Annotated in this window: 18 protein-coding genes; 6 read left to right on the top strand and 12 right to left on the bottom strand. The window is 41.1% G+C overall.

Features of this window, described 5'->3' with window-relative positions:
• Positions 1-195: 195 nt before the first annotated feature.
• Complete coding sequence (locus KO511_RS22075; RefSeq protein WP_215989534.1) at positions 196-1,041, bottom strand: MBL fold metallo-hydrolase; 846 nt, start codon at positions 1,039-1,041, stop codon at positions 196-198.
• Positions 1,042-1,354: 313 nt separating this feature from the next.
• On the opposite strand from KO511_RS22075, the gene KO511_RS22070 reads away from it, so the two are divergent.
• Positions 1,355-2,059: a DUF445 domain-containing protein gene (locus KO511_RS22070; protein ID WP_215989533.1), complete on the top strand. Its 705-nt coding sequence runs from the start codon at positions 1,355-1,357 to the stop codon at positions 2,057-2,059.
• Positions 2,060-2,096: 37 nt separating this feature from the next.
• Here the strand turns inward: KO511_RS22070 and KO511_RS22065 are convergent, their stop codons facing one another.
• From KO511_RS22065 to proV, 4 genes are all read right to left on the bottom strand, one after another.
• Entirely contained in the window at positions 2,097-2,573 is a 477-nt protein-coding gene (locus KO511_RS22065; RefSeq protein WP_215989532.1) for an Lrp/AsnC family transcriptional regulator, read from the bottom strand.
• A gap of 249 nt (positions 2,574-2,822) precedes the next feature.
• On the bottom strand, positions 2,823-3,830 hold the full coding sequence (gene proX / locus KO511_RS22060; protein WP_215989531.1) for a glycine betaine/L-proline ABC transporter substrate-binding protein ProX: 1,008 nt from the start codon (positions 3,828-3,830) through the stop codon (positions 2,823-2,825).
• Positions 3,827-4,873, bottom strand: coding sequence for a glycine betaine/L-proline ABC transporter permease ProW (gene proW, locus KO511_RS22055; RefSeq protein WP_252724511.1), 1,047 nt, complete (start codon positions 4,871-4,873; stop codon positions 3,827-3,829). The genes proX and proW overlap by 4 nt, the downstream gene beginning before the upstream one ends.
• Positions 4,874-4,877: 4 nt before the next feature.
• Complete coding sequence (gene proV, locus KO511_RS22050) at positions 4,878-6,065, bottom strand: glycine betaine/L-proline ABC transporter ATP-binding protein ProV (RefSeq protein WP_215989529.1); 1,188 nt, start codon at positions 6,063-6,065, stop codon at positions 4,878-4,880.
• A gap of 556 nt (positions 6,066-6,621) precedes the next feature.
• Between proV and KO511_RS22045 the strand changes: the two genes are divergently transcribed.
• Positions 6,622-7,518: a LysR family transcriptional regulator gene (locus tag KO511_RS22045; protein ID WP_215989528.1), complete on the top strand. Its 897-nt coding sequence runs from the start codon at positions 6,622-6,624 to the stop codon at positions 7,516-7,518.
• Positions 7,519-7,611: 93 nt separating this feature from the next.
• Here KO511_RS22045 and KO511_RS22040 read toward each other — a convergent pair whose 3' ends face one another.
• A complete protein-coding gene (locus KO511_RS22040; RefSeq protein WP_215989527.1) occupies positions 7,612-8,097 on the bottom strand; it encodes a VOC family protein in 486 nt (161 codons plus the stop codon).
• A 205-nt stretch (positions 8,098-8,302) separates the two neighbouring features.
• Here KO511_RS22040 and KO511_RS22035 point away from each other — a divergent pair, with 205 nt between their 5' ends.
• Positions 8,303-8,725: a VOC family protein gene (locus KO511_RS22035; RefSeq protein ID WP_215989526.1), complete on the top strand. Its 423-nt coding sequence runs from the start codon at positions 8,303-8,305 to the stop codon at positions 8,723-8,725.
• Positions 8,726-8,904: 179 nt separating this feature from the next.
• Positions 8,905-9,750 (top strand): MBL fold metallo-hydrolase, encoded by an 846-nt coding sequence (locus KO511_RS22030; RefSeq protein ID WP_215989525.1) that lies wholly within the window; start codon positions 8,905-8,907, stop codon positions 9,748-9,750.
• Between the two features lie 49 nt (positions 9,751-9,799).
• On the opposite strand, the gene putP is transcribed toward KO511_RS22030, so the two are convergent.
• From putP to KO511_RS22010, 4 genes are all read right to left on the bottom strand, one after another.
• Positions 9,800-11,287, bottom strand: coding sequence for a sodium/proline symporter PutP (putP, locus tag KO511_RS22025; RefSeq protein ID WP_215989524.1), 1,488 nt, complete (start codon positions 11,285-11,287; stop codon positions 9,800-9,802).
• A 75-nt stretch (positions 11,288-11,362) separates the two neighbouring features.
• Entirely contained in the window at positions 11,363-12,061 is a 699-nt protein-coding gene (locus KO511_RS22020; RefSeq protein WP_215989523.1) for a 1-pyrroline-5-carboxylate dehydrogenase, read from the bottom strand.
• Between the two features lie 22 nt (positions 12,062-12,083).
• On the bottom strand, positions 12,084-15,203 hold the full coding sequence (gene putA / locus KO511_RS22015) for a bifunctional proline dehydrogenase/L-glutamate gamma-semialdehyde dehydrogenase PutA (protein ID WP_215989522.1): 3,120 nt from the start codon (positions 15,201-15,203) through the stop codon (positions 12,084-12,086).
• Between the two features lie 166 nt (positions 15,204-15,369).
• Complete coding sequence (locus KO511_RS22010) at positions 15,370-16,173, bottom strand: AraC family transcriptional regulator (RefSeq protein ID WP_252724510.1); 804 nt, start codon at positions 16,171-16,173, stop codon at positions 15,370-15,372.
• Positions 16,174-16,628: 455 nt separating this feature from the next.
• Between KO511_RS22010 and KO511_RS22005 the strand changes: the two genes are divergently transcribed.
• Positions 16,629-17,738 (top strand): PEGA domain-containing protein, encoded by a 1,110-nt coding sequence (locus KO511_RS22005; RefSeq protein WP_215989521.1) that lies wholly within the window; start codon positions 16,629-16,631, stop codon positions 17,736-17,738.
• Positions 17,739-17,885: 147 nt separating this feature from the next.
• Complete coding sequence (locus tag KO511_RS22000) at positions 17,886-19,715, top strand: SUMF1/EgtB/PvdO family nonheme iron enzyme (RefSeq protein ID WP_215989520.1); 1,830 nt, start codon at positions 17,886-17,888, stop codon at positions 19,713-19,715.
• Between the two features lie 84 nt (positions 19,716-19,799).
• Here KO511_RS22000 and pdxH read toward each other — a convergent pair whose 3' ends face one another.
• Both pdxH and KO511_RS21990 read right to left on the bottom strand, forming a co-directional pair.
• Positions 19,800-20,435, bottom strand: a complete 636-nt coding sequence (gene pdxH, locus KO511_RS21995) for a pyridoxamine 5'-phosphate oxidase (RefSeq protein WP_215989519.1) — start codon at positions 20,433-20,435, stop codon at positions 19,800-19,802.
• Between the two features lie 249 nt (positions 20,436-20,684).
• Positions 20,685-22,667: a hypothetical protein gene (locus tag KO511_RS21990; protein ID WP_252724509.1), complete on the bottom strand. Its 1,983-nt coding sequence runs from the start codon at positions 22,665-22,667 to the stop codon at positions 20,685-20,687.
• Positions 22,668-22,783 lie beyond the last annotated feature (116 nt).

Raw genomic sequence — 22,783 nt, 5'->3', positions numbered from 1 at the left:
CAATTAAATACTTCGAATATAGTATAAAATTGTGACTTTAAACTATATCATTTAGTCATTTAATTCATTGATTTATATATAATATACAAGTAACCTTGATATATTAGATATAATTCTCCTGCATAAATTCAACAGCTAATTATGCTAATGACGTACTCTAAATGAGATTTATAGTGACTTTGATAACAACACTCACTAAAGATACACACTCAGACCGGTTGGTATGTATTCCAGACGATCGCTTAGCACCTGCTTGAGAATGGCGTATGCTTTCATTCCTGTGCAATGCCCTGTATAAAACTTATCGATTGGATACTCAGCTAAAACTTGACCAATGACTTCAATATCTTGTTTAGAACCACCTATGCTATTAAATACCGGTAGGCCTACGAGATGAAAACCACCCACCACAGCTTTAATTTTTTGCTCTGGAAACAGATTAACTACAGTTTCAACCATATTAAGCACACCGCTGTGGGCACACCCAGTAAATACAACTAGGCCATCCTCTTCTTTAATAACGAGAATAAGTTCGTGATTAAACTTATCGCGTTCAAAACCAGTTTTTGATTGAGTGTAAAGATATTTATTACCTAAAGACTGAGCATATTTCTCATCAATTTTAGTGACAATGTAAATATTATTCGAAATTTCAGTAGTATTTTTGACAAACTCAATTCGGTGACTATTTCGTTCTAAAATCTCTTTGTCCATGCCTACGTTGGACTTAAAACCAAATGCCTGAAAATAATAGTTCTGATCCTCGCACTCTCTCATATAAATTTTTGCTTTACTATTTGCTTCGGTAAAATGCAAGGTGCCATTACAATGATCATGATGCCGATGAGACAACACCACCAAGCCAACCTCAGCAATATCGATATCAAGTAGGCGTGCGTTATCACAAAATGTTCTGCTGTTACCAGTATCAAATAAAATGTCAGTACTGGACGTTTCGATATGAAGAGATAAGCCTCGTTCAACCTTTAGATCTTCCCTACTACTAATACATAAATTATCCACTAAAGTCGTAATCTTCATATGTCCCCAACCAAAGGCGCTCTAAAAAATTCTAAAAATTCAATAGTTTAACTATATAACACACTACCACACCCATATGTTGGCATCAAATGAATCGCTTTATAAACATATGGTTATGTAAGAAAGACAAAAAGCATTGTTGTGCTTTGGGGCGTCTTCAGGAACACTAGAAGGTAGAGACCCGAATGTAAATTCGAAGAAACGTATTTTTAATCGAGTGCTACAACGGAGATTACTCCATATCCTGTTCAATCTCCGTTGGTACTTGGTGTATACTCGCACACTACTATCCAATTATTGTTTTAGAGAAAGCATGAACAAGAGTTTACTGACTAATATTCTCGCACTGGCTTTGTTAGCTGGTGGCTATCAAACTGACAACACCCTTGCCTATTACGCTGGATTATTCGCTTTCTCAGGCGCGATTACTAACTGGTTAGCCATCCACATGCTGTTCGAAAAAGTGCCTGGCTTGTATGGTTCAGGTGTCATTCCTGCTCGATTTGAGGAATTTAAGGCTGCCATCAAAAGCCTCATGATGGAGCAATTTTTTACCGAAGAAAATATAGACCGTTTCCTTAACAAAGAAATGTCTGGAGGAAAAAGCCTCAAACTTGAGCCCATTTTAGAAAAAGTAGATTTTAATCCAACATTTGATTCCTTGGTGAATGTCATCGCAGATTCCTCTTTTGGTAGCATGCTGGCCATGTTTGGTGGCACTGAAGCTCTACAACCACTCAAAGAACCATTTGTCGAAAAAATGCAGCAAGCAGTGGTTGAGATCAGCCAAAGTGATGCCGTAAAAGAAGCGCTCAAAGATCAGTTAGAATCGCCTGCAATGATGGAAGAGATTCAAGCGAATATCGAGAATATTATTGATCAGCGGCTTAATGAGCTAACACCTAAGCTGGTTAAAGAGATAGTGCAAAAAATGATTAAGCAACATCTAGGTTGGCTTGTTGTTTGGGGAGGCGTGTTTGGCGGCCTGATCGGTATTGCCTCTTCGTTTGTTGCTTAAGGCTTGTAAGATAAAAAGGGAAGAAAAACTTCCCTTTTTACAACGTCATGATCAAATCAGCATTAACTCCAAAACCGATTTTATGTTCTTCAATAACCACTTCACTGCGCGTTTGAATCACACCTGGTAAGGTACCCAGCTTACTCGACATAAAACTCTGATAGGCTTTCATATCTTTGACACGAACCTTGATCATAGTATCGAAATCTCCTGATAAGGAATAGCACTCTTCAATTTCTGGCATGTCTTCGACGGCTTTGGCAAACTTATCAAAAATTGAAAAACTAGACTGATCAAGGCGAATATGGATAAACACCTGTACATCTAGCCCCAACTTTTCTGGATTTAACTCCGCATGATAGCCTTTGATATACCCCTCTTTCTCGAGGCGCTTTACACGATCTGAACAAGGTGAAGTCGTTAGATTCACCGACTTAGCTAGCTCAACGACAGGTAGGCGGCCTTTGAGGTTCAAGATGCGCAAGATTTCACGGTCAATTCTATCTAAGCCCATTTACCAACCTAACTATAAAGAAATATTGCTACGATAATAATCAGACCTATAAACTAAAGCCATGAAAATTACCAATTAGTGCTACAAGTAGCACCAAATATCATATCAGCAGGCAATCATATACGAGGTAAGGTGTCGGAGTACGAAATATACTCGCGTACCACGAGGCGTAAAAGTCGCAACATATAATGGCTTTTATGAATGTCTAACTACCTAGCCAGACACTCATAAGTAGCATAGCGTTACATATTATAAAGCCGCTTTTTTGGCTTCAGAAACCCAAGCATCAAACTGTGAACGATTCGCTTTTATCCACCCATTTACGTGCGACTCTATATCAGCAGAACTACTTTTGCCTTGACTCATCATCATATTTTGCGCACTAACATCATTAATATCTAACTTAATGATTTCAAAAAGCTTAGCGGCTGCAGGATTCTTATCTGTGAAATCTTTATTCGCTACAATACGCATCGAGTTCATTTCAAATCCATAGTTCTTTCCATTCGCCAAGGTAGTATCCACATTTTCACGCTCACCGGGCAATGCAGAAAATGGCACTTCAAGCCAAACAACATCTTTTCTTGGAACAAGTACCCCACTAACCCAGTATGGAGTCCACGTATAATAAAGAACAGGATCGCCCTTTTTATAACGAGATATTGTATCGGCAATGATTGCCGCATAATTACCTTGGTTGTGAGTAACCGTGTTTTGCAATCCAAAAGCGTTTAGCTGCTTCTCGATAACCATTTCACAACCCCAACCAGGATTACAACCAGTTAAGTCTGCTTTACCATCACCATTAGCATCAAAAAGCTTAGCTAATTTAGGATCCTTCAACTGCCCGATATTAGTAATACCATATTTTTGTGCTGTTTTTTTATCTATCAGATACCCTTGTGCAGCGCCACTAATATATTGTCCTTGACGATAAAACTTCTCGTCTCCACCTGCCATTGTGTATTTGTCAGCATGAAGTGGAAACCAACCAACAGCAAGAAACGTCGCATCCCCTTTAGCGATAGATGTATATCCAACGTTATAATCTACTTCTTTTGTTTCTTGGACCTTGTAACCAAGTGCTTCCAGCGCTCGATTCACGATCAAAGTTTGGAACGTTTCTTCAGCAACTGTTGATTGTAATGGCTGAACCGTCACACCTTCACCGGGAAGGCTACCCGCTGATACTTGAGCAGAAAGCACCATTGTAAATAAAGTACTTACTGTCAATAATTTCTTCCATGAATGATTCATTTATAGTTCTCCTCTAGGGATGCTTTGGGGGATTTCGTTTGTTTGAAAAAATGTAGGACAATTGAAATTGGCCCAGACTGGTACCAACGTGTCTTGGTATTGCCTGCATTTTTTCCCAGTTCTTGAGTTATTCTATCTAATAAAATCGCAAGTATTACAATACCTAAACCACCAACAGCAGCGAGCCCCATGTCTAATCGACCTATGCCTCTCAAAACCATCTGACCCAAACCACCAACAGCAATCATTGAAGCAATCACCACCATTGAAAGTGATAGCATTAAGGTCTGGTTTACCCCTGCCATAATAGTCGGTAAAGCAAGAGGTAATTGGATGCGATACAGCATCTGCTTTTTACTCGCACCAAATGAGTGCCCCGCTTCTATTAGCTCTTCCGGAACTTGTTGTATACCCAATATGGTTAAACGAATAACTGGGGGTAACGCAAAGATAATCGTCACCACGACTCCGGGTACATTCCCTATACCAAATAACATGACGATGGGAACAAGATAAACAAACGCTGGCGTCGTTTGCATAGCATCAAGTATTGGCCTAATAAATTTTGCCGCAGTATCACTCCTAGCGAGCCAAATGCCGACAGGCAAACCTATCAATAAACAGAAAAACACCGAGGTCATAACGAGTGATAGGGTCGTCATCGACTGAGACCAAACGCCGATAAAACCAATAAAAATTAATGATAAAAAGGTCGTGGCGCCAAGTCGTAAACTAGAAAACTGCCAAGCAAGCAATGATAAAATAACGAGCATTATTGGCGCGGGGGTTGAAACAAGCACAGCTTCGAATGACGTTAAAATAAAATCAATAGGTACACGAATAGCTTGAAAAATAGGGCGTCCGTATTCCACAAGCCAATTTAAGCCTGAATCGACCCAATTATCTAATGGTAGAAAAGCATCTTCAAAAGGGTTCAGTAAGTCAAAAGGCTTTTCTTCAACTACTTCTGCATTTAACCAATCATTAGATTGCTCAGTTTGACTGGTACCCCAAGGATCAGTTGTATTTTGCGTAGATGACATGGTTCTACTCCTTATCCAATACTTGCAGTAATCTCGATTTACTGATGACACCAAAGTAATTACCACCATCGTCGACTACAGGAACAGCGTAGGGGACAGCCGCAACGGACCCAAGAATACTATTTATCGGTTGTTCAGGTTTAAGAGTGATGGAACCATCAAGCTCGGCACTAGACAGAGAACGATTTTCTCTGTGTGCCAATTGAAGTGAATCTAATGACACGATACCAGAATAATGATTTCCTTTATCGACAATAATTCCAAACTCTCTATCACTATCAACTAACAGCTGTAATGCCGAAGCAGGGCCATCATGCTCTGATTTTTTGAATACGGCTGCTGGTGCTTTTTTAGCAATATCTTTAGCCGTTAGCGCCGAAGCTAAGTTAACACCTCTAAAAAATGCAGCCACATAATCGTTAGCTGGTTTTTGAAGAATTTCGTCAGGGGTACCAACCTGAACAACCCCACCATCTTGCATAATTGCAATACGGTCACCAATACGCATCGCTTCATCTAGATCGTGGGAAATAAACACCACTGTTCTCTTATCATCATTTTGCAAACGTATCAGTTCGTCTTGCATTTCCGTTCTTATCAGTGGGTCCAATGCTGAAAAGGCTTCATCCATCAATAAAATATCTGGATCACAGGCTAATGCACGAGCTAAACCTACCCGCTGCTTCATTCCGCCAGACAATTCATCAGGAAAAGAATCACAATAAGCTTCCAAGCCGACCCTTTCTAAAGCCTCAAGCGCGAGCTTCTTTCGTGCATCAAGCTCCAAACCAGCCAACTCTAAACCAAATGCTGCGTTTTCGAGAGTCGTCATATGGGGCATAAGCGCAAAACTCTGAAAAACCATAGAAATATTTTTACGACGAACGGCTCTGAGCGCTTCTTCAGAAATATGAGAAATATCGTCACCTTTGAAGTACACACTGCCTTTGGTCGGTTCAATAAGGCGATTTAGTAAACGAACCAATGTAGATTTGCCTGAACCGGAGAGGCCCATAATAACAAAGATCTCTCCCTCATTTATTGAAAGAGATACATCATTTACCCCAATGGTTAGACCCGTCTTTTCAAAAATTTGGTCTTTATCCGCACCCTTATCCATCATTGTAAATGCACGATCTGTGTTCTCTCCAAACACTTTGTAGAGTCCCTTAACTTCTAGTATGGGAATCATATGATTTATCCTTTGCTAGGTGCACAAACGCACAAACACTTTGTACTCTAAACAAAAAAATAAGTATTATCAAATAACAAGTCGTTAGAATCATTGAGATTAAAACTGGAAAACCATACTTAGAATCTATAACCAAAATCAAAAAAAAACTTTAAATTATTGAAATATCTAGAAAAATAAAACAACCCCCTACAAGAAGAACATACAGGCCATAAATTAAAAATCTCTATTTATATGTTAATGACGGCTTTTCTACTTAATCATTTAATAATCAGAAAAATTAAACATTTATACACTAAACATTAGATGTCAAACTTTATTTCAACTTTATGACATGAGAAAAAATTGGTATTTAGGTCTCAATACTGAAATATTATTAGTGAAATTTGGTATTTCACAATATTTTTGAACAATAATAGGTTGGGATATTGTTTAGAGAACAAATCAAGGTGCATTTCAAAGCTACATGAAAATATTCATCATACGAGAAGGTAATTTGTCTGTATAATGACAAATTATCAAAGATAAACTTGTTGATAATTATTGGTCACTACTCATGCTAAACCCCATATGGCTAAACACATTTAAAACCCTTATCGAAGTTGGCCATTTTACCAGAACTGCTGAAACGCTTCATATGACTCAACCCGGTGTAACTCAACATATCAGCAAACTAGAACATGCCTGTGGATATCCGCTTTTAAAACGCTTCAATAAACAGTTTGAGCTTACCCTTTACGGGCAAAAAGTTTACCACTACGCACTTGATTACTTCGCAAATGAAGCCAGACTTTTACAAAATTTAGGCCAGGATGAAGCCTTTAAAGGACGATGTACCATAGGTTGCTCCGGCACATTGGCTTGGCTGCTCTATTCTCCTCTACTGGACTTACAAGCTCGCTATCCGGACTTATCTATTGAGCTTGAAGCAACGCCAAACGAATGCATTTTTGAGCAAATAAAGCAAGGCACACTCGACCTTGGCTTGGTGACAAAAAAACCTGATTCCAAGTATTTTTCTAGCCAAAATATCGGCGCTGAACGTCTCGAGTTGGTTGTGCCCGAGTGTACAAAAATGGACTCACCTTTAGACAATCTACTCAAGGACCTAGGTATCATTCGACATCCAGATCTCGCACATTATTTCCAAACCTATATTGCCCAGTCCAACCATACCCAGCTCAACTTACTCAATCTCGATGAAATAAAAACCCAAAGCTATATCAATCAAATACACCAGATCTTAGAGCCTATCACGAGAGGAATTGGCTTTACCGTTGTCCCGAGCTGGTGCATAAACCTATTCAATGGCAGACATAAACTCAAAGTGATCGAAATAGAAAAAGAAGTTTTGGAACCCATTTATCTGGTCAGCAAACTCAATACTTCGCTTGGCAAACGCTATAACCAAGTTATCGCAGTAATCGAGAAAACATTAAGTGCCAGTAAGTAACATACCAAAACCAGTTTGTTTTTCGTTACTTAGCGCTAAGTGGATGCCCGTACAAAGAGTAGCGCCTAAATTCCTCCCAATCTATCGGTTGAGTTACTCATAATCAGACGCATAGGTTTCTTCATAAGAGTGGGAGTACAACTCAAACAAATTACCAAACGGGTCCTCTAGGTAAACCATTTTTGCTGGCTTAGTATCATCTTCAGGATGGTAGCGCATCACATCCATACGAACTTTACCACCGAGAGACTCTACCTTTGCCATCACTCCTTCAAAGTCATCCGTTTGCAGACAGAAATGAAAAATACCTAGACGAGCAAAGTCAACATGATGTCGATCTTGACGTTGCTTCATTTCAAACAGTTCCACACCAATGCCATCGGTTGTCACAAGATGCGCAATATTAAACCCTGCAAACCCTTTACCAAACACGGCAATGCACATACGCCCGATTGCAGACTCTCGCTCTTCGATAACTTTGGTGTTATTCATCACGACTCGCAGGCCTAACGCTTGGGTATAAAACTCAACCGCTTTACTCATATCACCCACCATAATACCCACGTGATTCATCTTCATAATTGGCTCCAAATATATAATTAATCTTACGGTTTGTTTCAATGACTGCATTATAAGAACAATTTATTATAAAAAATAATTATCATTTATTATAATAATGATAATTATTTATTTAGTATGGAATTTTTAATGTGACACTTACTTTGTGGCGATTTACCTGTCTGATACCATACAAAATAAATAGAGCTACGATGAAAGGCTGACAATGAAACAAAGTATTATCCATATCGCTTTGGTAGTCGATGACTACGACGACGCCATTGATTTTTATATCAACAAACTTAAGTTTGAACTAATAGAAGATACCTACCAACCGGAGCAAAAAAAGCGCTGGGTAGTGGTTGCGCCACCAAATTCATGCGGTACGACTTTATTACTCGCCAAAGCGTCTAAACCTCAGCAGCGTGACTTTATCGGCAACCAATCAGGTGGGCGTGTATTTCTGTTTCTAAACACAGACGATTTTTGGCGAGATTACGAAAGAATGGTTTCAATCGGAATCGAATTTATTAGAGAGCCTGAGCAACAAGACTACGGCACGGTCGCCGTTTTTAAAGATCTATACGGTAACCTGTGGGATCTTTTACAGCTAAGCCCTTCCCACCCAATGGTCAAAAGACTCAGATAAATCCAAGACAACATAACTAGCCATTTTACTTTTTTCATTCAAGATTTTAAGCTCAGATGCGAGTAGGATTTGGGCTTGCAACTTAGTCTCATCGCTAGGACAATCGACGACATTAGCCACAAGGTTTAAGCAACATGGTGTTGTACACACCAGAAATGACTCACCATAGGCGAGATTGCATGATGACATATAAAATTGGCTTGCTCTTTTTACTATCAATGAACGCTTTTTCCGCCGTTCTAAAAGAATATATTCCAAATAAATCCGTGAAAAACGGCTACGTTGAACCTTTTCAGATGTTCGATGACCTCTATTATGTCGGCGATAAATGGGTTTCTTCCTATTTGGTCACCACGTCAGATGGACTTGTTCTCATTGATTCATTAGATAGTCCCTATGGGCGATGGATCCCACAAAATATACAGAAATTAGGATTCAACCCAAAAGATATTAGATACATTTTTATTACCCATGGTCACTCAGATCACGTCGGTTCTGCCGAATATATCCAAAGGCATTTTGGGGCAAAAGTTATGATGTCCAGCATAGATTTTCGTTTAGCTAAATTCACGGCAAAAAATTCAACAGGTGATAATCTGTTTCTACCACCTAAAGTTGAAACCTTTGTAAGTGACAACGATGAATTAAGTGTGGGGAGCAAACACTTTAAGTTCTATTTAACACCGGGACATACAAGAGGGACCCTATCACTAGAGTTTTTTGTTACAGATAAAGGGAAAAGCTATAGAGCATTTATTGTCGGGGGTAATGGGACCAATTTTACTGGTTTCGATTTAGCAGAAAAGTACGCACATAGTGTTCAAAGGATTAGAAATCTCTCTCTATCCAAGCCACACGTAGAAGTAAACCTCGCCAGTCACCCTCACATGGCACAAATTTTTGAACGCAACGCTAGGTATTCACAGCAAACTAATCCGTTCATTGATCAAGAGAGTTTCCAAGAATTTTTAGACGTACTAGAAAAACGCTCAGTCAAGAAATTAGCGAAAGAAAAAAAGAAATAATAAGATTACCACCGCCATAGGCGGTGGTATCAAGGCTTAACTTCCTAAATTAATCGAGTTCAACCAACTGCTTTTTGAACTTAGCATGCTGAGCTTTCACAGATTCTTCAGGTTCAGCGGTTAATAAACTCACAGCAACTATCGAAATCGTTGATAATAAGATCCCAGGTACAATTTCGTACACATCGAACCAACCACCTGTTAACTGCTTCCATACCACAATGGTCACACCACCAACAATGATACCGGTAAGAGCACCGTTACGGTTCATACGTGACCAATATAGGCTAAGAACGATTGCTGGACCAAATGCTGCACCAAAACCAGCCCAAGCATAAGAAACCAGCCCAAGCACTGAACTATCAGGGTTCATAGCTAAAATCAAAGCAATAATTGAGATAGTAACCACTGCAAGGCGCCCAACCATCACAATTTCTTGTGAACTTGCATCTTTCTTAATTAGCTGCTTATAAAAATCTTCTGCTAACGCCGAAGAGGACACCAAGAGCTGAGAATCAGCAGTACTCATAACTGCCGCAAGAATCGCAGCAAGAAGTATCCCGGCAACAACTGGATGGAAGATTGAGTTGACTAGTAACATGAAGATTTTCTCTCCATCGTCAATTGTTACGCCAGAGTTCTTGACATAAATCAAACCGACCAAGCCAACCAGCATAGCACCGACCATTGATAGTGCAGTCCATACGACAGCAATACGACGCGCTGTGGTTAAGTCTTTATTGCTGCGAGTGGCTTTAAAACGCGCCAAAATATGTGGCTGTCCAAAATAACCTAGTCCCCAAGCCACCAGTGAGATGATAGCGATAGCAGATAATGGCTCTCCTTTTGTATCACTCCATAAGGTAAGTAGCTGAGGGTTTATACTAGCCAAGTCAGTGCTAAGTTGGCCAAAATCACCTTCCATCGCTGCAATGGGCACCACCAGTAACGCAGCAGACATGAGCAGCCCCTGAACAAGGTCCGTCCAAGATACCGCTAAAAAGCCACCAAATAGTGTGTAAGATACGACACATACTGTCCCAATAATGACAGCGATGCTGTAATCCATCCCGAATACAGTTTCAAACAATTTACCACCAGCCACTAAACCTGAGCTGGTGTAGAAAAGGAAAAATAACAAAATAAAGAATGCAGATATAACCTGAATCAACTTGGATTTATCATTAAAGCGTCGAGACAAAAATTCTGGTAGCGTTAAGGCATCCGTAGTAATACTGTAGGTGCGTAAGCGTTTGGCGTTAATCAACCAGTTCAACCACGTTCCAACAAGTAAACCACCAGCCAACCAAAAAGCTTCAATACCAGCGGCATAAGCATAACCAGGAAGACCGAGAAGTAACCAGCCGCTCATATCAGAGGCTCCGGCAGAAAGCGCAGCAGGCCAAGGGCCCAATGATCGACCGCCAAGGAAGTAGTCCGTTGAGTTTTTCGTTCGTTGGTATGCAATAACGCCTATTGCCATCATTAGGATTAGATACGCAATAAACGTCGTCGTAATAGCAAAGCTATTTTCCATGTGTTTGTCCTCATAAAAAAATCACCTTCCATGAACGCCCTTACTTACACTGAGTAAGGGCTCTCCGAGAAAGGATTAGTGGGCTTCGCTGCCAAGCTCTAGTAAGGTCGCATTACCGCCCACAGCAGTTATATTTATTGTTCTCGTTCGCTCTGTGATAAAGCGAAGCGATAAGTATGGATCGTGAGCAACAGGAATAGCCTCTACGTCCGTTTCAGAAACTAGGCCTACTATAGCACCCGTTCGTTTCGCTAATTGACAGTTGACATTACGCTCAACCTCTTGATTGCCGATATAGCCGACACTTCTAACATCTGACTCCAACAACTGGTGATAAGCATCAAGAGAAGCAAATTGTAATAAGTTTATCGGTAAGGAAGCACTTTTAGCCGCCAATTCAAGAGCTTTGATAAAGTCAATATCATCACTGCACACAATTACGCTGTTACCTGCAATGAGCGCTGCTGTTAATTGTGCAAGAGTTGTTTTTTGTCCTGGCTGGGACATGTGGTCCTGAATGATTAATGCCACGCCTCGGCCAGCAGTATACAACTCATTGGTTTCCCCTGTCGGTCCCGGCATCTCATGCGTTTGAGACAACAATCCAGCTGAGTGTTGATAATGGTAACCAATTACAGCAGCCAAGGTAGGATGCTCACCCTGCAAAGCTTGCTTGAACGCAAGCAAACACTCACTTTTTGCATCAAAGTTTGTGAGATTCCAATTCTCCCATGCTGAATAAGCATCGGAAAAACGAGTAACTTGATGAACCATAATTTTTCTCCTTGCTTACAGATTAAGAAAACGATGTCTGTGTAAATCGGAACAGGTAGTGCGGGCCGCCTGCTTTTGGGCCTGTACCAGATAGACCTTGCCCGCCAAATGGCTGAACCCCAACGACAGCCCCTACTTGATCACGATTTATGTAACAGTTTCCGACACGAGCATGCTTTTCAATCCAGCGATAAGTCGTTTCATTACGGCTATGAATCCCCATGGTGAGACCAAAGCCAGTTCCATTTATTCTTTCAACGACTTGATGTAAATGACTCGCTTTAAAGCGAACAATATGCAAAATCGGGCCAAATTGTTCTTCGTCTAAACAAGAAATATCATCGATTTCAAATGCACATGGCGCAACAAAATCACCATGTCGATGCAGATCATTGAGTTCCAATCCAGCAATCTTTTGCTGAGTAGCCGTCATACGTTCAATATGCTTGAGAAGCTTATTTTTGGCGTTTTCGTCAATTACGGGACCAACATCAGTCGAGTGTTCAAAAGGTAAACCTATCTTTAACTCCTGCATCGCACCTTGTATCAAAGCGATAATACGATCTGCAACGTCTTCTTGTACATATAAAACTCTTAGTGCGCTACAACGTTGTCCCGCAGAAGCAAAGGCAGAACGAATCACGTCACGGACAACTTGCTCAGGAAGGGCTGTACTATCCACAATCATCGCATTCTGCCCACCCGTCTCAGCAATAAAGGGCACAGGTGCTGTATCTCGTTCGGCAAGAGTACGATTAATGCGCTGGGCTGTTAACGTTGAGCCAGTAAAAGCGACACCAGCTATAGCAGAATGCGACGTCAATGCCGACCCAATATCAGCTCCACGACCCGGTAGAAGCTGAATGGTTCCATTAGGGAACCCTGCTTCAATCATAAATTCGACGGCTCGAGCTGCGATTAAACTGGTTTGTTCCGCTGGTTTAGCGACTACTGTGTTACCTGCCACCAAAGCTGCAGTGATTTGACCCAAGAAGATCGCCAAAGGGAAATTCCATGGGCTGATACATACAAACACACCGCGACCATTGCGGGATACTTTACGCATCTGAGTATCAAAGCCTTGAATGTCGACTTCACCTAAAGTGTTAACTTGGTTAGCATAATAACGACAAAAATCGACAGCTTCACGCACTTCATCAATGCTGTCATGAATTGTTTTCCCTGCTTCTTGGTGGCATAAAGCGACCAGCTCTGCGAGATTTTCCTCAAGCAGGTCTGCCAATGTTTCTAGTCGTTTTGCTCTTTGATCTGATGAGCTAGCTTGCCAAGTACTAAAGGCTTTCTGCGCACCGTCAATGGCAGCGGAAACATGATCAAGGTTAGAAAATGTCACTTGCCCGACTTTAATGCGCCTGTCATAAGGCGCCATGATGTTCTCTGCGGTCGTATTTTCCTTGATCATGCTTTCAGTAAATATTTGGCCATTGATTATTGGGCCGGCAAACCATTGTTTATCTAGAAAACCCTCAACTTGTTGCTCAAATGTTTTTGCTTGAGATTCAATATCAATATTGACGCCATATGAATTGCTACGTTCAGAGAATATCTGTGGCGGAAGCGGAATACTTTTGTTGTTGAGTGTCTCAAATGCACCAAGCATATCTACAGGATGCTGAGTAAGAGATTCAATAGGACAACGTGCGTCGACTAAGCGATGAACAAAGGAGCTATTTGCACCATTTTCCAATAATCGACGAACCAAATAGGGCAATAAATCCTTGTGGCTTCCAACAGGGGCATAAATACGCACCGGTTGCTGGTAAGCTTCCATCACATGATGGTAAAGGGAATCACCCATGCCATGCAAACGCTGAAATTCATAGTTTTCGTGCTCGGCCATGATAGCAATTGAAGTAACGGTCTGAGCATTGTGGCTCGCAAACTGCGGGAAAATATTGCCTCGAACATTGTTAGATAGCAGAAAACGAGCACAGGCAAGGTATGCGACATCAGTCGCTTCTTTACGAGTGTAAACCGGGTAGTTTTCATAGCCAGCCTGCTGTGACCATTTAATTTCACTATCCCAGTAAGCCCCCTTAACTAGACGAAGAGGAATAAGATCGCCCTGCTCTCGAGCCAAGCCATTAATCCAAACTAAAACTGGCAGTGCCCGCTTTGAATAAGCTTGGATAACGAGACCAAATTTCCCCCAGCCTTTAACTAAATCACTTCGATAGACTTTTTCAAAAAGTTTTAGTGATAATTCAAGGCGATCTGCTTCTTCTGCATCAATAGTAATCGCCACATCCACTTCAATCGCTTTACCAAGCAATTGCATTACGGTATCAGCAAGCTCGGTTAATACACGCTCTTCATTGGCTACTTCATAGCGCGGGTGTAATGCCGATAGTTTGATTGAAACCGAAGGAGCAGGACTGGTATCTAAACCATAATTATCACGACCTACCGCTTCAATTGCCATCAGATAGTCATTAAAATATTTACTTGCATCTGCTGTCGTTAACGCGGCCTCTCCTAGCATGTCGTAAGAGTAGGTGTAACCTTTATCACGCATACTCCGCCCATTTTTCTGGGCCTCAGCGATAGAGCGTCCAAGAACGAACTGGTGTCCCATCACTTTCATCGCCTGGTGCATAGCTTTGCGGATAACAGGTTCAGACATTTTATTAACTAAACGGTTGACTGCTGAGACAGGGCTGCGTGACTCAGATTCAGATAATCCAACCACTTTACCAGTCAACATCAAGCCCCACGTCGATGCGTTAACAAAAACCGAATCAGAGCTTTTTAGATGAGATTTCCAGTCAGCAACACAGAGTTTGTCACGAATTAAGGCATCAGCAGTGGCAGCATCTGGCACGCGCATTAAGGCTTCAGCCAAGCACATCAGTAAAATGCCTTCCTGTGTATCCAAGCTATATTCAAGCAGCAAAGCATCTATCATTTGGATCGATTTCTTGTCTGCACGAATAGCTTCAATCAGCTCCGTCGTTTTGACCGACATTTGCTCTTTTTCAGCATTTGTCGGTGTTGCTAGAGGCAATAATTGCTCAAGCCATTGGGATTCGTCCACCATGTAAAGTGGCGAGATCAGCGACCAAAGGTTATTCAGCGGCTGCTCAACAAACTCGGCATTCAACACATCAGTTGCAGTAAACATGCGTTTTCCTCAATCTCAAACCTGATAAATTCATCAGAGTTATTACAATGGTTTGCAGTGTATTTTGCGCGGGAGAGGATTACTTGTCAAAAACTCCGAGTTTTTTGCTTAAAACTCCGCTTATTAACAAAACAAAAACAGAATCACATGAAATTAGATAAAAATTTTAACTACATTTTTTCTTATAGAGAGAGGGGGACACGCCCTGTAAGCGAAAGAAGGTATGGCTAAAAGTACTTTGACTAGAAAATCCCGTAAATTCAGCCACCTGGCCCAAAGTTAAATCGCCCTTTTCAATCAACAACTTAGCCATGTCAATTCGCTTGCCCAACACATATTGATGGGGTGTTATCCCAATATATGATTTGAACAAATGGTGGAACTGACTTTCTCCTAGGAAAACACTCCCTGCCAACTGAGCCACCGAAATCTTCTGACTCAAGTGCTGCTCAATATAACGGTCTATAACTTCAAGATCGAAGCGTGACTCTTTGTATGATGATGCAAACGTTGACATGTGCCGTTGAAGTAAAGCAATCAAAGTATCATTGCAAGCCCGACTAAGAAGTAAGTCTTCGGGTCTCGACTGCATTTCTGTAACTAACATTTGAATCAACTTCTGGATCTGGCTGTCTAACTGAAAGTAGGTCTCGCGTCGACTCAGTTCATTGAGTTTCTGCAACATCAATGGGTCATCATCGCTTGGAAATGGCATATTGAGTACAAGGATATCTGACTTCTCAACAACACCGCCAAAAGCGTGACCTGACCCGGATGTCACCACACAACCTTGCCCAGGGCCAACTAAGTTTCCAAAACCACTGACTTCAAACTCAGCTTTCCCTTTAAGACCAATAACGATCTGTGTATAGCTATGATCATGACAGTCCATATGTGATGGCAGGGTGACGAGTTCCGCTGGCTTAGGTGACATTTCACCATTTAGAGACGGAGATTTGAAACAGCTCATGAGACAGTTTTTGACCTCAGGTTGTATTAACTACGCATGTTATACCAAAATCGTCTTGATTCGAAATTTATCACCACCAAGCCGTAACACATTCAACCAACATAGTTTGAATAGCAGCAAGGGAAATAATGGCCATTCAATTACCGACATATGCTCATCGGAAGAATGATCAAGTGCACATAAATTACGGTTTATGTCACTTCTAGCAACTTTCTTTTTACAGATACTCAATCTTCACTTGCATATTTCCCCAATCAACTCAAAATGATAGATAGCATCCAAGTTTTATATACGTTAAATTAGGCTAATCTCCATAAAGCTGGTTAATCTTTAAGAAGAGAAAGATGCAAGGTTGAAGTAAACTTGGAAGAGACAGGAACACAAGGACTGTCAAGAGTTTGTCTTTTTTTTGGTTTTTTACGTTGGTCATTAAACGTTAATTGTTGCAGGGAAATATGATAATACGTCGCATCCCAGCGCTTTTAATTGCGCTAAGCCCTTTATGGGCATCAACTTCGATTTTTGCGGAAATGGTGGACTCTGCCGATCCTGTCGCAACTATCGATAGTAAATTAGAAAACAAACAAAGTGAGTTACAAGAGCTTGGTTCTGAGTTTGAAGCTGAATCATCACGTATACAAACGCTTAGAGCAGAGCTAGGTAAGTATCAGCGTGAAGAGCAAGAACTCAATGCTAAACGTAATCGAGCTAAATCAGCACTGGACAAACAATATAACCGTCTTCTCGATGATCCAGATGTTGATTTACTCTCTTTTCAGCAGGAATACCAAGAGGCTTGGGCTTCGTTAAAGAAGAATCAAACGCAAATACTTGAACAAGAGCAAAGTATTACTGAGCAAGAGATGCGCTTGTCTCAAATCAAGCAAAAACGTTCAAGGATTAACTCTGAGTTATCTTATCTTAAAGAGCAGAAAGTCGAAGCTCGCGTAAAGCGTCTTGATGCTGAGTTACGAGAAAGTGATGTTTTGAATACAGCATTCAAAACAACTTGCTCGGCAACAATGACGTTAGGTGAGTGTACGAATCAGGGTAAATATTTAACGAAGCAACGTGCGGTTAACTCCTTTAAGACAAAACTACTCGACAGCTTAACAGAGGCCAATATAGCCAAACAAAACATGAAAGGTGTCCAACTGAATGTATTTGTTCAAGAGAGCCAAATAATTCGCTCGGGCTTTGAAGGTAACAACAGCTATTACACTGAAATGCAGGCACAACTTCAGGCTCGCCCAGAGGCTTCTGCTGCATGTAAATTACTCAATGTATCTTCACGTTACTGTCTCAATAGTGCCAGCATCGCTAAAAAAGAAAAGTCAACTACACAACAGAGCTGGGCAAACATCACGATTCGGTCGGATCAGTACCAAGATCGAGTGACAATCAATGGTGTTAATTACGGTAGTACTCCGATAGAAGTCGTCCTACCAAAAGGCAAACATCAGTTTACCGTATCTAAAGATGGTTTCCAGACGTACAACCGTACGATTGCTATTAATGGTAATGATACTGTCTGGGTTAAGTTACGCCCGAATTCAAATATTTAACGCACTTCTCTTTTTCAATAGAAGTAAGATGCACAAAATTGACCAAAAACGCCATTTTATCGTAAGTTATAAGGGAATAACTTACGAAAAAGTGGCGTTTTCGTTTAGAATAAGTCCATAAGATTAAAATAATTGTAGAAATTGATAATGCGAATTGGTTTACCAACCTTCCTTCTAGCTCTGTCACCTTACTTTATCTCTGCTGGTATTGCAGCTGAGGAAGCGCGCGACCCTATCGTAAAAATCGATCAGCAGTTGTTCGACAAACATGAAGAATTGAAGTCGGCAACTCAACGCCGAGATGACAAGCACTCAAGCTTAGAAGAACAACAACAATCTGTTGCTGAATTGACTAAATTAGCTAAATCACTTGATAAAAAATTCAGTGAAGCTAAAGCTCAACTTGAAGCTAATTATACTCGCATGATTGACGACCCAACCGTCGACCTCTCAGCCAGCCAAAAAACCTATCAAGATTCTTGGTCAACATTGAAACAAAATCAGCAACAGCGTTTATTCGAAGAACAGATATTACAAGAACTGGAGCATCAACTGAATCTTGCTAGCAATGAGCTTGAAGCCATTGGCCAAAGTATTGAATCTCTGGAGCAAACTAAACTGAGAGCTCGAGCGGAACGACTGCAAGAAGAACTTAAACAACCTCAGGCCCTTTCTGTCAGCTTTACAAATCGCTGCCAGGCAAATATGACTATTGCTGAGTGTGACCGTCAAACACGCGACCTCACGGTCCAGAAGGCAGTTAAACAGTTTCAATCTGAGTTAATTAGCAGTACTAGCGAACCACAGACTATTAAACCAAACTCTAATAAAGTCCCTTTTAATATTCATGTTTTACGCTCTCAGACCAAAGAGTCTGGCTTTTATGACGGTATCCGCTATCGCAGCATAATGAACGTTGAAATGCAGGCTAGGCCAACCCAGAGTGCAGCATGCACCCTTTTAGCAATCAATAAAAAGTACTGTTTTGAACCTAAACGATCTGATGACAAAGAAAACTCGGTTATTAACAAAGAAGTCGCATGGGTAACTTTAAATGTTCGTTCAAATCTTTACGATGATAAGGTAACCATTGACGGAGTCAAATACGGCAGTACCCCAATAGAAGTTATGTTACCAGTAGGTCAGCACACAGTATCCATCAGGAAAGAAGGCTACCGAGACTTCCATAAAGAGTTATCTATTAAACGTGATCATAACCTCCGGGCCGTCCTAATGGAAACCGAAAATCCACTGCGAGAAGGGGACAAATTCGCTGACTCTTTAGGCTCAGGTAGTCAAGGTCCCGAAGTATCAACTGTCCTTCCAGGTCGATATATGCTGGGTGAGCATGGTTCCAAACAGTTAAAGCTAAATCAGCCGTTTGGATTTGGCACTACACCTGTAACCGTAAGACAATTTGAATCGTTCGTCGACTCAACCAATTACCAAACAGATGCAGAGCTGACGAATACATGTACTGCAATAGTCAAAGGTGAAGTGACACCAATATCCAAAGGGTACTGGCGTAACCCAGGCTTTAAACAGGCTGCTAATTCACCCGTAGTCTGTGTCAGTAAAAATGATGCACAAGCCTATGCTCAATGGCTAAGTAACAAAACCAATCACTACTACAGATTGCCTAGTGAAGATGAGTGGGAAATCGCAGCCAGAGCAGGTTCAGAAAGCAATTATTGGTGGGGTGACCACTTTACACCAAGCCAAGCAAATACTGGTTGGGGAGGAACCCCATGGTCAAATAAGAGCACATCTCCAGTCATGGCTTTTCAGCCAAATAAATTGGGTATATATGATGCCGTAGGTAATGTTTGGCAATGGACGAATGACGCGCGCGGCATTCTAAAAGGCGGTGCTTGGAACTTCTCTCCGGAAATGGCTGCAGCACATGAACAGCTTTCTTTATCAAACTCATCAGCAGCAAACTACGTCGGATTTCGAGTCTTACGTGAAATAAATTAATTTATATTTCACACCGTCATAACCCGATTAAAAACGCCGCATTAAGCGGCATTTTTATTTATGACAAAGATGCTTATTAGCTATCTAAGGAGCAAGCCTATCAATCTTCCAAGTGTTGTCTCGTTTAGAGAATAAGAATCGATCGTGAAGGCGATTATCCCCTCCTTGCCAAAACTCAATAGATTCTGCTTTAATTCTAAACCCACCCCAGAAGCTTGGAACAGGGATCTCGCCATTAGCAAACTTCTGCTTTAACTCAAGGAACTTCCCTTCTAAAACACCACGAGTCGAAATTCTGCTGCTTTGTTTACTCGCAATCGCCGCCAACTGACTTTCTTTCGGTCTGGAAGAGAAATATTTAATATTTTCAATAACGCCTAACTTCTCTGCAACACCCGTAATATGCACTTGGCGTTCAATAGGGTGCCATGGAAAATGTAAACTTACTTTGGCATTACCCTCAATCTGCTGAGCCTTTCTGCTTCCCAAATTGGTGTAAAAAACAAACCCACCCTCATCGATATGTTTAAGTAGAACAATACGCTGAAAAGGTTGACCATTTGCATCAACGGTAGCAACTGTCATAGCAGTAGGATCTGTTAACCCAGCATCAATCGCTTGCTGCAACCAAAAATTAAACTGGTCGACAGGGTTCTCTTTTAGATCTTTTCTGCGTAAACCGCCTTTACTGTATTCACGCCGAATATCTTCAAGTTCCATCTTCACTCCTGAAACATTTTTGCAGATTGTGCTGTTATATATACAGAAAGACAAGATGATAAACCAAACCTTAATCACAAATTCATCATGCTATTGATTATGGCAAGCTAAGCACCTCCAAAAAATAGATGCCTGTAACCCACGCCCTACACATAATTAGTGCTTATCTAACGTATATGATTGAAGTGTTTTGATTTTCTCCATACACAAAACACTTCCACATAGACTTCAACGCTTCAAACTATCATTTTACTGGTACCGAGTACCAGGAAACCCTAGATGCAAACCTGTTGATATCACTTCATAGCGATCTGGACTGAAGTTTGGAAATGGTGAAAACACAGCTCTAGGCAGCCTTGGCAGTTGTACTAAATAACCCTTAGGTGCAGCAAGAAATCCAACATTAATCCCCGCTTTTTTGAGGGCCCGTTCGAGTTGAGTCAAGTAGAAACCTCCGCCTACATTACACGACTGGACTTTTAGCACACCGACCTGACGCAAGCCTAAATCAAACAATTTTTTTGCTAAGCCCGCTGGTGTTAAAGATGCTTCTAAACCATTTTGATCACCACAAATTGGCCCATACGGATTACCATGTGCAACAACATCTAAACGATGATTAAAAGTCAGTGATGAGAGCTGCCCTGACGACGCTTGAGGAAACATTCCGCTTAGTCGATGTGAGGTTAAGTCACCATCGCTCGCCATATTTCGTTGAGGAATACCATAACGACTCTTTACATTCTCTCCGTAATGACGAAATAGCGATTCAGGCTGACCTTTTCCAAGCAGTAACACATGTCGATATTCGCCCGATGATACCCAATTTCTTAATCCATTTGCTGTTTGATTTAATAACCAACCAGCCGCACCAGATCGAGCAACTTTATGTACACCTAATGATCCCATTCCACCAAATAATGCATAATCATCAGTAAAAGGAAAGCGTCTCACTCTTTGCCAATTACCTTCTACATTAGCAACATAGTCAGTACCTTCAATTGCATCAGTGCCAAGATAGTGATGGAGTCCAGGTTCAATTTCACCGCCAATAGCAGAAGGACTGGTGACTTTACTCAAAGACAGCGCAGTGCTTTGTGGCAGAATTGCACCAGGTCTCGCTGTTTCTTGGAGCGAAAGCTCAATAAGTTCATCAGTATAAACGGCATCAGCAACCTTAGCTCCAGTAAACATGGTTCTGGAAAATATCAGCGCCTGAGCGGCCTCACCAAGGGCTAGCTCACCTAATAGTTCTGGTACTACTAAAGTAGCTAATGTCACTGCGGCAAATGTTGGAAAATTCCACCGGCTATGGTGCTCTTGCTGTTTATGCTGACGAAAATGATTGACTACTGCCTCTCCTACCATAGAGTAACCGTATTTGTAACTAGGCAGGTTAATGACTTGCTCATGCCAATCACCTAAAGCCTCGCGCTCATCTTGTCGAAGTGAGGGCCACTCGTTCAGTAAAGTACTTTGCACCATAGCACCCACTCGTGCATATGGGTGAAAGCCGTTTAATGATTGAGAAAAATCGTCATACTTTGGCTTCCAATTGACAGAAAAGTTTTTTAGATCCTCAAGTAAAACCAGCTCTAGTCGCCCTTTAAATCGGCCTCCTGCTGAAAAATTTGCGATTAAGAATTGTCGAAGTGAATTTGAGTGCCTGCTACCTGTTTTTTCGGCAAGCTTTTGAACAAGCTCGCTCTCTCCATGCTCTTCTAAGCCTATATTTAAGGCGATAGAATAAAGAGACAAACCTAGTGGATCGTGTTCATAATACCTTTGCAGATACATTGCTTCGTCTTCTGCCATTGGATAAAGAACTTCAAGCTCCATAGCCAAATTGGCCAAGAAGGTTTGCAACATGTATTCAGAAGGAAGCAATTCATAATGAGGCAAATCAGGTGCTTGAGACATAACAAATACTGTCGAAGCCTCGTTGATGATCCCAAGCTCTATATTAGCTAATCCATCTATATTGTACTGATGGTTGGCTACTTCACTTAACCGAGTCATAAATAAACTCGACATGTACTCAATACCATGTTTTTTCTTCACTACATTCAGCGCTTCAACAGCAGTTAAAGCATGCTCTTGAGATTCCCAGTCAACCCATTGGCTGACTTTATCTCGCATAATCTGATGATGGTTATATTGAGTGAATGTCGTCTCTGTTGCGCCCACTGAAATAGAAACAAAAAGTAATGCAAGAAATAATATTTTTTTCATATTTTTATTCAAATAATATGCCGGAGCAAAACAAACGCTCCATACATAGCAAACGGGAAGCAGTACTTTCATTTAGAACTGAGGTACTACAGTGATGGGCATATCATTTTTATGGT

The sequence above is a fragment of the Vibrio hepatarius genome (assembly GCF_018860525.1).
Taxonomy (GTDB): Bacteria; Pseudomonadota; Gammaproteobacteria; order Enterobacterales; family Vibrionaceae; genus Vibrio; species Vibrio hepatarius_B.
Note: the sequence above shows the minus strand (reverse complement) of the source record. Positions and strands in the feature narration are given on the sequence as shown.

Bases quoted from the DNA above. Each gene is read 5' to 3' on its own strand.
- proX (WP_215989531.1), bottom strand. From the start codon at position 3,830: ATGAATCATTCATGGAAGAAATTATTGACAGTAAGTACTTTATTTACA.
- KO511_RS22045 (WP_215989528.1), top strand. From the start codon at position 6,622: ATGCTAAACCCCATATGGCTAAACACATTTAAAACCCTTATCGAAGTT.
- KO511_RS22020 (WP_215989523.1), bottom strand. From the start codon at position 12,061: ATGGTTCATCAAGTTACTCGTTTTTCCGATGCTTATTCAGCATGGGAG.
- proV (WP_215989529.1), bottom strand. From the start codon at position 6,065: ATGATTCCCATACTAGAAGTTAAGGGACTCTACAAAGTGTTTGGAGAG.
- proW (WP_252724511.1), bottom strand. From the start codon at position 4,873: ATGTCATCTACGCAAAATACAACTGATCCTTGGGGTACCAGTCAAACT.
- KO511_RS21990 (WP_252724509.1), bottom strand. From the start codon at position 22,667: ATGAAAAAAATATTATTTCTTGCATTACTTTTTGTTTCTATTTCAGTG.
- KO511_RS22030 (WP_215989525.1), top strand. From the start codon at position 8,905: ATGATGACATATAAAATTGGCTTGCTCTTTTTACTATCAATGAACGCT.
- KO511_RS22040 (WP_215989527.1), bottom strand. From the start codon at position 8,097: ATGAAGATGAATCACGTGGGTATTATGGTGGGTGATATGAGTAAAGCG.
- KO511_RS22075 (WP_215989534.1), bottom strand. From the start codon at position 1,041: ATGAAGATTACGACTTTAGTGGATAATTTATGTATTAGTAGTAGGGAA.
- KO511_RS22035 (WP_215989526.1), top strand. From the start codon at position 8,303: ATGAAACAAAGTATTATCCATATCGCTTTGGTAGTCGATGACTACGAC.
- KO511_RS22070 (WP_215989533.1), top strand. From the start codon at position 1,355: ATGAACAAGAGTTTACTGACTAATATTCTCGCACTGGCTTTGTTAGCT.
- putA (WP_215989522.1), bottom strand. From the start codon at position 15,203: ATGTTTACTGCAACTGATGTGTTGAATGCCGAGTTTGTTGAGCAGCCG.
- KO511_RS22065 (WP_215989532.1), bottom strand. From the start codon at position 2,573: ATGGGCTTAGATAGAATTGACCGTGAAATCTTGCGCATCTTGAACCTC.
- KO511_RS22010 (WP_252724510.1), bottom strand. From the start codon at position 16,173: ATGAGCTGTTTCAAATCTCCGTCTCTAAATGGTGAAATGTCACCTAAG.
- KO511_RS22005 (WP_215989521.1), top strand. From the start codon at position 16,629: ATGATAATACGTCGCATCCCAGCGCTTTTAATTGCGCTAAGCCCTTTA.
- pdxH (WP_215989519.1), bottom strand. From the start codon at position 20,435: ATGGAACTTGAAGATATTCGGCGTGAATACAGTAAAGGCGGTTTACGC.
- KO511_RS22000 (WP_215989520.1), top strand. From the start codon at position 17,886: ATGCGAATTGGTTTACCAACCTTCCTTCTAGCTCTGTCACCTTACTTT.
- putP (WP_215989524.1), bottom strand. From the start codon at position 11,287: ATGGAAAATAGCTTTGCTATTACGACGACGTTTATTGCGTATCTAATC.